At 34.4% G+C, this 8218-nt stretch carries 8 protein-coding genes; all 8 read right to left on the bottom strand.

Going from position 1 to position 8218, the window contains the following annotated elements; all coding sequences use genetic code 11:
• Positions 1 to 7: 7 nt before the first annotated feature.
• Positions 8 to 1192 (bottom strand): HD domain-containing protein, encoded by a 1185-nt coding sequence (locus PLI06_08725; protein HOI77676.1) that lies wholly within the window; start codon positions 1190 to 1192, stop codon positions 8 to 10.
• Between the two features lie 10 nt (positions 1193 to 1202).
• Positions 1203 to 2477 carry a class I tRNA ligase family protein gene (locus tag PLI06_08730; GenBank protein ID HOI77677.1) on the bottom strand — a complete coding sequence of 425 codons (1275 nt, stop codon included), beginning with the start codon at positions 2475 to 2477 and terminating at the stop codon, positions 1203 to 1205.
• 62 nt (positions 2478 to 2539) lie between these two features.
• Positions 2540 to 2956 (bottom strand): phosphoheptose isomerase, encoded by a 417-nt coding sequence (locus PLI06_08735; protein HOI77678.1) that lies wholly within the window; start codon positions 2954 to 2956, stop codon positions 2540 to 2542.
• A 140-nt stretch (positions 2957 to 3096) separates the two neighbouring features.
• The gene (dnaJ, locus tag PLI06_08740) at positions 3097 to 4221 is read right to left on the bottom strand and encodes a molecular chaperone DnaJ (GenBank protein HOI77679.1); all 1125 of its coding nucleotides are present in this window, start codon (positions 4219 to 4221) and stop codon (positions 3097 to 3099) included.
• Positions 4222 to 4253: 32 nt separating this feature from the next.
• On the bottom strand, positions 4254 to 6164 hold the full coding sequence (gene dnaK / locus PLI06_08745; GenBank protein ID HOI77680.1) for a molecular chaperone DnaK: 1911 nt from the start codon (positions 6162 to 6164) through the stop codon (positions 4254 to 4256).
• A gap of 37 nt (positions 6165 to 6201) precedes the next feature.
• Positions 6202 to 6744 (bottom strand): nucleotide exchange factor GrpE, encoded by a 543-nt coding sequence (grpE, locus tag PLI06_08750; GenBank protein ID HOI77681.1) that lies wholly within the window; start codon positions 6742 to 6744, stop codon positions 6202 to 6204.
• On the bottom strand, positions 6737 to 7198 hold the full coding sequence (locus PLI06_08755; protein HOI77682.1) for a winged helix-turn-helix transcriptional regulator: 462 nt from the start codon (positions 7196 to 7198) through the stop codon (positions 6737 to 6739). The genes grpE and PLI06_08755 overlap by 8 nt, the downstream gene beginning before the upstream one ends.
• A 98-nt stretch (positions 7199 to 7296) precedes the next feature.
• Positions 7297 to 8218 (bottom strand): FtsX-like permease family protein (locus tag PLI06_08760; protein HOI77683.1); only part of this gene is annotated, 922 nt, incomplete at its 5' end.

Genomic DNA, 8218 nt, shown 5'->3' on the forward strand with positions numbered 1-8218 from the left:
AAATCGCCTAATCGAAGTCAGCATAAATTTCTCCAAAATTAATTCCAGTATTGAGGGGGGTTTTCTCAGATTCAAATCTTAAAGACCATCTTGCCTTATGTAACTCTGGACTTGCACTACCATTTTTTATGGCTTCGTATGCTTCAATAAAAGCGGAGATTTTATCGATTGCTTTTACTAGCTTGCCATCTCTAGGATTAAATTTGTCATTGTTATATTTAATATCAATATCTTCCGGAATTACTTTAGTTTTTCCATTGAGATTAATAGTATTGTAAAATTCATTTTCAGTATACATCTTTAGTTCATTATGCCATTCTTTTGGAATTAAAGGGTAAATTTTCTCTTCCATCTGCTCTTTTTCATAACCTTTGATCAATTCTTCTAATCCCTCAACTGATCTCTTTAGAGGCGAGTGTATATCTTTTGTAAGCGCCTCGGGTAAATCATGAAACAAGCCTGTGAAGTAATTGTTAATCCTCCTTTTTTCACACGCACCGATTTCTAAGGAGAATAAATACGAAAGAATAGCAACAAACATCATATGTCCCAAGACTGAAGTCTTAGGAACTCTGTGGACATGTGCCCATCTTGATTGAAATCTAAGCTGGCCTGAAAATCCTATAAATCTCCCAAATTTTGTATAAGCCCCTGCTTTTATACCTTCAAGATCATAATATCGATTCTGTTTCTGTTGAAGGTCTCTTTCAATGGCTATCATTTCATAATCATGTACATTTAATTGCTTTATTATATCAAACTCCCACCTAGTTGCATAAAAATGTGCTGCGCTGAGAATTCTTTTGTTTAAAGTATTGTCACTTTCTTGGAAATAGTCTCTAAATTTATTTGAGAATTCTTCACCCAATGGGCTAATCACAGCTTCAAGTTCTTTGTAAACCCATTGGTTCAATTTTTTATATTTGTCTTCATCCTTTTTAAATTCGTAAAGAATGGTGGGTTTTAAATCTGTAATTACAATCCTTTGTAGAAGTTCAAATATCCCACCTTCTATTATATCAATCCAGTTGAAATCACTTTTTTTTTCTTCAAATTTGCCCAGTATATAAGCAATAATCATTTTGTGGCCCTGTTTATCAAGTTCTACTAGATCTAGCGGCCTTATTTTATCGTTCCATCTCTGCATATATGCAGCATCAAATATTCTTAACAGTAAAGATTTCCTTATCATAAAATCACGACTAATTGGCAAAAATTACTCTTAACACGTCATCAATCTTATATAGTTTCTTTGAAAGAATTTCTGAATCCTTGTCGCTTATTTTTCCTTTCTTTTTTAAAATATATAATTTTTTAACAATCGCATTAATCGAATCGAAGGCATTTTTGACATCTAGGTCATTTCCCATATGCATCTCAAAAGATTTGGACAATTCATCCAATAGCATATGGACAGTTGGAGAAGATAGACCAGAATTATCTCTCATTAATATATAATTAGTCATGTTTACAAAATCATTAAGTTTTTTTGAACTCCTCTTAAATTTATTAAACGTGAAATTCACTCTTTCGCGATAATGAGAATAAATAAGGAAGAATCTAATATCTCTTGTGGAATAGCCTTTATTAATTAGGTCTTCAACATATAATATGTTCCCTTTCCTTTTTGACATCTTTTTTCCATTAACGAATAAATGATGGCCGTGCAGCCAGTAAGGGCAAAAGTCTACCCCGGAGTAGCTTTCCATTATGGCAATATTATAATCGTGGTGCATTAATCTATTATCGATACCCCCGCAACAAATATCAACTTGGTAACCAAAAGAATGCATGATAATAGCTGGGTCTTGGGCGTTCCAAGCTGGCCAGCCCCTACCTATCGGGGCATCCCAGCAGGGGTAAGTCTCGTCTTTGCATGAGTGCCATAAAATAAAGTCACCTAAATTCCATATATTATTTGAATAGTTGTCTCTTTTGAATCTTATTTTCTTTTCTGGCCAGTTAGACATATCAAGCCCATAAAGTTTTCCAAATCCCTTGAAAGTTTTAGGGTCAAAATAAATATCCTCTTTATAGTAATATGCATGTCCCTTTTCTATTAGTTTTTTTATTATCTTAATTGCATAGTCAACGGTCTCGGTAGATCTTACAATATGAGTAGGCGATTTAATGTTAAGAAGTTTTATTTCGTCGTGAAAGATATCTGCTATTTTTTTTGTCAATTCGTTTACAGTTACTCCCTTGACTTTAGCTTCTTCAATTGCTTTATCTTCAATATCAGTAAAATTCATCAATCTTGTTACATTATATCCTAAATATTCCAAATATCTCTGAAGTATATCTTCAAATATAAAAGTTCTATAATTACCAATATGTGGCTTTCGGTAAATTGAAGGGCCACATGTGAACATATTAATTTCTTTATTATTTCTAAGTTTGAACAATTCGACTTTTTTTGTAAGCGAGTTGTATATTCTAAAATTCGGATAAGTATCAGCTTTGAAACTAGAATCCATGTTCATATTTAGGATTTAATCAATATAAAAAGTTACCTAAATGATATACAGCGATAAATGAATTATTCAAAAACTTGAATCTCCTTCGTTTTTTTAACAAATTCTCCGAATTTGCCTTCAAATCTTGTAGCTCTTATGTCTTTATCGTCAATGTAATGGTAATTACCACCCCTTGGCTTACCAAAGATAATATTATGGTATCTAATTTCATGGTCTTTTAACCACTTGACAGTAACTTCTCTTTCTTTTTCAGTTCTTGAAGTAAAAAAGGTTATAATGTGCCCTTCGTCATACCATTTATTTATAGTGGCTTTAGCATTAGGAATCTCTTTTGCTGATTCCATTCTTTCGGGCTCTTCATTAGGTATATCATCACATATTACTCCGTCGATATCAATAATAAAGTTTTTTAATCCATCCACTAGTTTAGGGCTTGTTTTTTTACCATTGGGACCGATATTTTCTCTAAGATAAGTCAATTCTTTTCCCCCATGCACATAATAAGATAACACCAATACTATTTATAAGTTATTATTATCTAAGATTAGTTAATCTCAAGACATATACTCTATTTTATAGCTTTGAATCTTACAATTATTTTTGATACTCATAAATTAAATTAACTAAGATTTTCGTGTCTTATTTGTGCGTATTTTTTCAATAAGTCCTTTTCTTCAGAAGTTAAACTTTTTGGTATTTCAACTTTTACCTTAACAAGTAAATCTCCAGTTCCAAATCCCCTTAACTTAGGCATACCCTTACCTTTTAATCTCAAAATAGTTTCTGGCTGGGTCCCAGCTGGAACTTTTACATTCGCTTTTCCATCTATTGTGGGTACTGATAAAGAGCATCCTAAAGTAGCTTGAGCTATCCCAATAGATTGGGCATATATTAGATCTGCACCTTCTCTTTTGAATTTATTATGTGGGATTACTCTAATTTCAACATACAAATCTCCAGGTGGCCCCCCGGCAGCACCTGTTTCGCCTTCTTGTGATATCCTAAGGGTACTACCATCCTCAATTCCTTTAGGGATGTCTATACTAATTGTCTTTTCTCCACGTACACTGCCACTTCCGCTGCATTTAGGGCATTTTTCTACAATAACTTTTCCCCTTCCTCCACAAGTATTACATGCTGTGACTGTCGCAAATGTTCCAAAGACTGTATCCCTTCTAGCTTGAACTCTACCTGTACCACCACATGCAGGACAAACTTTAGGTGGTAAGCCACCTTTAGATCCTGTGCCTTGACAATCTAAACATTTTAACCCTTTGTTCATTTTAAGAGATTTTTTTGTGCCAGTATAGGCTTCTTCAAGTGTTATAGATATGCCTGTTTTTAGATCTCTACCTCTTTGCGGTCTGTAAGTTCCACCTCTTTGGCCCGAAGACCCAAAAAATATGTCGAATATAGAATCGCCGAAACCTCCTCCGCCAAATCCGCCACCAAAAATGTCTTCCAAATCAGAGAAATGAGTAAAGTTACTCCATTCAAATCCTTCTCGGCCAAATTGACTGTTTACTCCGGCATGTCCATGTTTATCATAATTAGCTCTTTTGTTTTTATCCATAAGAACTTCGTAAGCTTCGGAAATTTCTTTAAATTTTTCTTCAGCTGCTTTATCGCCCTTGTTGAGGTCGGGATGATATTTCTTAGCAAGTCGCCTATATGACTTTTTTACTTCGTCATCTGTAGCATTTTTGTTTATTTCTAGAACTTCGTAGTAATCTCTTTTAGTCATCCTGAACCCTCAAAAAATAATAAAAAAATAAATTAATCTTTTTTATCTTCGTCTGTTACCTCAAAATCAGCATCATATACATTGTCACCAGTGTTAGTACCGCCTTCAGTCTTTGGTTCTTCATTTGGCTGCCCTTGTGCACTCTGTGTTTGTTGATAAATCTTAGTGCTTATTTCATACATCGATTTTGATAATTTCTCAGTCTTCTCATTTATTTCTTGAGAATTATTTCCGCTTATAGCATTTTTTAGTTCTGCTATTAATCCTTCTAATTCAGATTTTTTAGAGGAATCTATTTTATCTGCAAAGTCTTTAATCGCTTTTTCAGTTGTATAAATTACTGTATCCGCCTGGTTTCTTGCTTCTACCAATTCTTTCTTTTTTGTATCTTCCTGTGCATGAGCTTCGGCTTCTTTCTTTAGATTTTCAATCTCACTCTTAGATAAGTTAGCTGATGCTTGTATGGTAATACTCTGTTCTTTTCTAGTTCCTTTGTCTTTGGCTGTAACATTTAGAATTCCATTTGCATCAATATCAAATGTGACTTCTATTTGAGGGATACCTCTTGGAGCGGGGGGTATACCACTCAGAGTGAATTTACCAAGAGTATGATTGTCCGCTGCCATTGGCCTTTCCCCCTGGAGCACATGTATCTCTACTGAAGATTGATTGTCTGTTGCTGTTGAGAATACTTCGCTTTTCTTTGTAGGTATAGTTGTATTTCTATCAATCAATTTAGTAAATACTCCGCCAAAAGTTTCAATCCCTAAGGACAATGGTGTAACATCTAGAAGAAGTACATCTTTTACTTCACCTTTTAGCACTCCACCTTGAATTCCTGCGCCAATTGCCACACATTCGTCAGGATTTATGTCCCTTCTTGGCTCTTTTGCAAAGTACTGTTTTACATAATTGTAAACTTGAGGCATTCTTGTCGATCCACCTACAAGTAGAATGGAGTCTATATCTTCTGGCTCTACTTTTGCATCTGTCATTGCTTGCTGAATTGGTTTCATTGTCCTGTCTATAAGATCCTTTGTCATTGCTTCAAATCTTGACCTAGATAAGGATACTTCTAAATGCTTTGGACCAGATTCATCCGCAGTCAAATATGGTAGATTAATGGAAGTTTCAGTTAACCCGGACAATTCAATCTTTGCTTTCTCGGCGGCTTCTTTTAGACGTTGCATTGCCATTTTGTCTTTAGTTATATCCTTACCATACTGCTTTTTATATTCTTCAACTAACCACTCAACCACACGCTGGTCCCAATCGTCTCCACCAAGGTGTGTGTCACCATTAGTAGATTTTACTTCAAATACTCCTTCACCTATTTCAAGAATTGAAACATCGAAAGTACCTCCTCCAAGGTCATAAACAAGGACAGTCTGTTCTTCTTGTTTATCAAGTCCATATGCAAGAGTTGCTGCGGTAGGTTCGTTAATAATTCTTAAAACTTTAAGTCCGGCTATTTCTCCCGCATCTTTTGTTGCTTTTCTTTGAGAATCGTTAAAGTAAGCAGGTACGGTAATTACTGCTTCCGTGATTTTCTCTCCAAGGTACGCTTCTGCATCATCTTTCATTTTCTTTAGAATTTTTGCAGAAAGTTCTTCTGGAGTATAGTCCTTTCCCCCAAGAACAATCCTTACTTCTTGAGTATTCCCAGGTGTAATTGTGTACTGGATAATTTTCTTTTCACTATCAACTTCATCATATCTTCTACCAATAAATCTCTTAACTGAGTAAGCAGTATTCTCAGGATTCGAAACTATCTGATTTTTTGCAACTCTGCCTACTAGCCATTCTCCCTTAGATGAAACTCCTACGACTGAAGGCGTAGTTCTCCCACCCTCTGCATTTGGTATTACAAGGGGTTGGCCTTTATCCATTATAGACATACATGAATTTGTTGTCCCTAAATCAATTCCTAATACTTTTCCCATTATAGTTCACCTCTTGATTATAACATTATTATACTAATTATTCCTTTTTAGTTACTTTAACTCTTGATGGTCTTATTACCCTATCATTTAAAATATATCCCTTTTGAAACTCTTCTACTACTGTGTTATCATCTGATTCTTCCGAACAAATTGTAGCCAGTGCTTCATGATAAAATGGATCAAATTCTTTGCCTACGCATTCAATCTCACATAATCCGTGAGAACTAAGAACGTCCTTAAGATCTTTATAAATGAGTTCCATTCCTTTCAATACATCAACTTTATCTAGATTTTTCTTGTCTATCTCGCTATAAGCTTTTATTCCTCTTTCAATGTGATCGAGTACATTTAAAATACCCATAATTATTTCCTGTAACGCATATTTTTTAGTATCGTCTTTTTCTTTCTCTGTTCTTTTTTTAAGATTTTGAAAATCTGCTTCGCTCCGCAATAGTCTGTCATAATTTTCTTTTGACTTTGATTCACTTTCTGAAAGCCGTTTCTCTAGTTCAGAGATTTTATTTTCAAGTTCAGCGATTTTGTCTTCATTATTTTCAAGGATTTCATTCTCATCAGTCATTAAAACACCTAAATTTTTTGTAGATTTTATTCTCCCTTGGAAAGCCAAAGCAATTGTCCATATAAGTTGCAGCTTTCTCCAGTCTTTCAAAGAGTCTATCAAAATCTCCTCTTATCTCCATCATTGTTCTTGTTAGATTTCCACCTCGGAGAGTATAATTTCTTCCACTTTTTCTTATGAGGCCACACTCAATCAGTTTGTTGAGTTGATTAATAACTGCCCCACGAGACATTGAAAGCTCTTCTGCTAATTCTGTACTTGAAATGCCACATCGATAATCCGATTTTTCGACTATCACCCTAAACAATGTAATTGCTGTCTTGTTTACATCTCTTCCAGTAACAATTCCTAGTGACTCACAAACCCATTCCATATATCCTACTGGTGAATCTTCGAACGGGGCGTCTAAATCTCTGACAACTATTCGCATTGGACAGCTTCGTGAAATGGCCACTTAAGTTCACCTAAAGTTAATCTAATCAATCCATTTATAAGATTTTCGGTTATATGCCATTTTTGTTTAAATGATACTGAACAATAAAATCGCTAGGATTATTCATATCTGAGTACGGACAAAGGTCTTATCCTTGAGGTATTGTATGCAGGGATAATCGAAGCAATTACAGATACAACTAATGACAAAAGGAATATCCCGCCTAAAATTATTGGACTGATAGGGGTGCCACCGATTTGTAAAATGATAGAAAGAGCAAAGAATGACATGTAAAGAATAGCTAAAGAAAGAACTCCTCCAATCGCACCTATTGCCAAGTTTTCTACTGCAAGATTTTTTAATACTGTAAGATTACTTGCACCTATTGCCTTCATAATTCCTATTTCTCTCTTTCGGTCAATTATCGTAAGGTACATTGTGTTAGAAATTACAATTATGGCAACGAAAAGTGAAAATGAAGCAAGTAATGATATTGGAATCACTACCTGATCGATTAATCTATTAACAATTGATAAAACTTCAGAGGATTCAAAAACATAATAATCTGGCGAAAACATTGCCTTTACTTTTTTAGATAATGATGCTGTCTGTCCTTCTTTTGCAATGACATTTAGAGTATAGGTATAAATGTCAGGGAAAGAATCACTAAGCGCGTTATATGAAACTAGAATTTCGGCATCTTTATTAAAAGGGCCAGTCTTGATATCTCTAATAATAAACGTCTTTTTATAATCATTTTCTTCTAGAGTTAAAGTGTCCCCCATTTTTACGCCGAATAATTGTGCCAGTCTTTGAGAGATTATTATCCCATCAAAATCATTTCTACTAAAATATGTAGATTCCTCCCCTAATCCTAGAATATTAACTTTGATTTTTGAGAAGAGTGGGATGGATTTCTGTTGATCCAGAGGCATTGGCTTAGCATAGTCATTTATTTTTACTTTATTTACTTCAATTATATTAAATTCCTTATTTGAAGAAGATCTTATTATTTTATCAACCGTTTCAACAGAGGTAAGA

The sequence above is a fragment of the Methanofastidiosum sp. genome, from assembly GCA_035362715.1.
In the GTDB taxonomy this organism is placed as follows: domain Archaea; phylum Methanobacteriota_B; class Thermococci; order Methanofastidiosales; family Methanofastidiosaceae; genus Methanofastidiosum.

What these genes read in the sequence shown, in the direction of transcription:
- PLI06_08725 (HOI77676.1), bottom strand. Translation starts at nt 1,192, where the DNA reads ATGATAAGGAAATCTTTACTGTTAAGAATATTTGATGCTGCATATATG.
- PLI06_08730 (HOI77677.1), bottom strand. Translation starts at nt 2,477, where the DNA reads ATGGATTCTAGTTTCAAAGCTGATACTTATCCGAATTTTAGAATATAC.
- dnaJ (HOI77679.1), bottom strand. Translation starts at nt 4,221, where the DNA reads ATGACTAAAAGAGATTACTACGAAGTTCTAGAAATAAACAAAAATGCT.
- dnaK (HOI77680.1), bottom strand. Translation starts at nt 6,164, where the DNA reads ATGGGAAAAGTATTAGGAATTGATTTAGGGACAACAAATTCATGTATG.
- grpE (HOI77681.1), bottom strand. Translation starts at nt 6,744, where the DNA reads ATGACTGATGAGAATGAAATCCTTGAAAATAATGAAGACAAAATCGCT.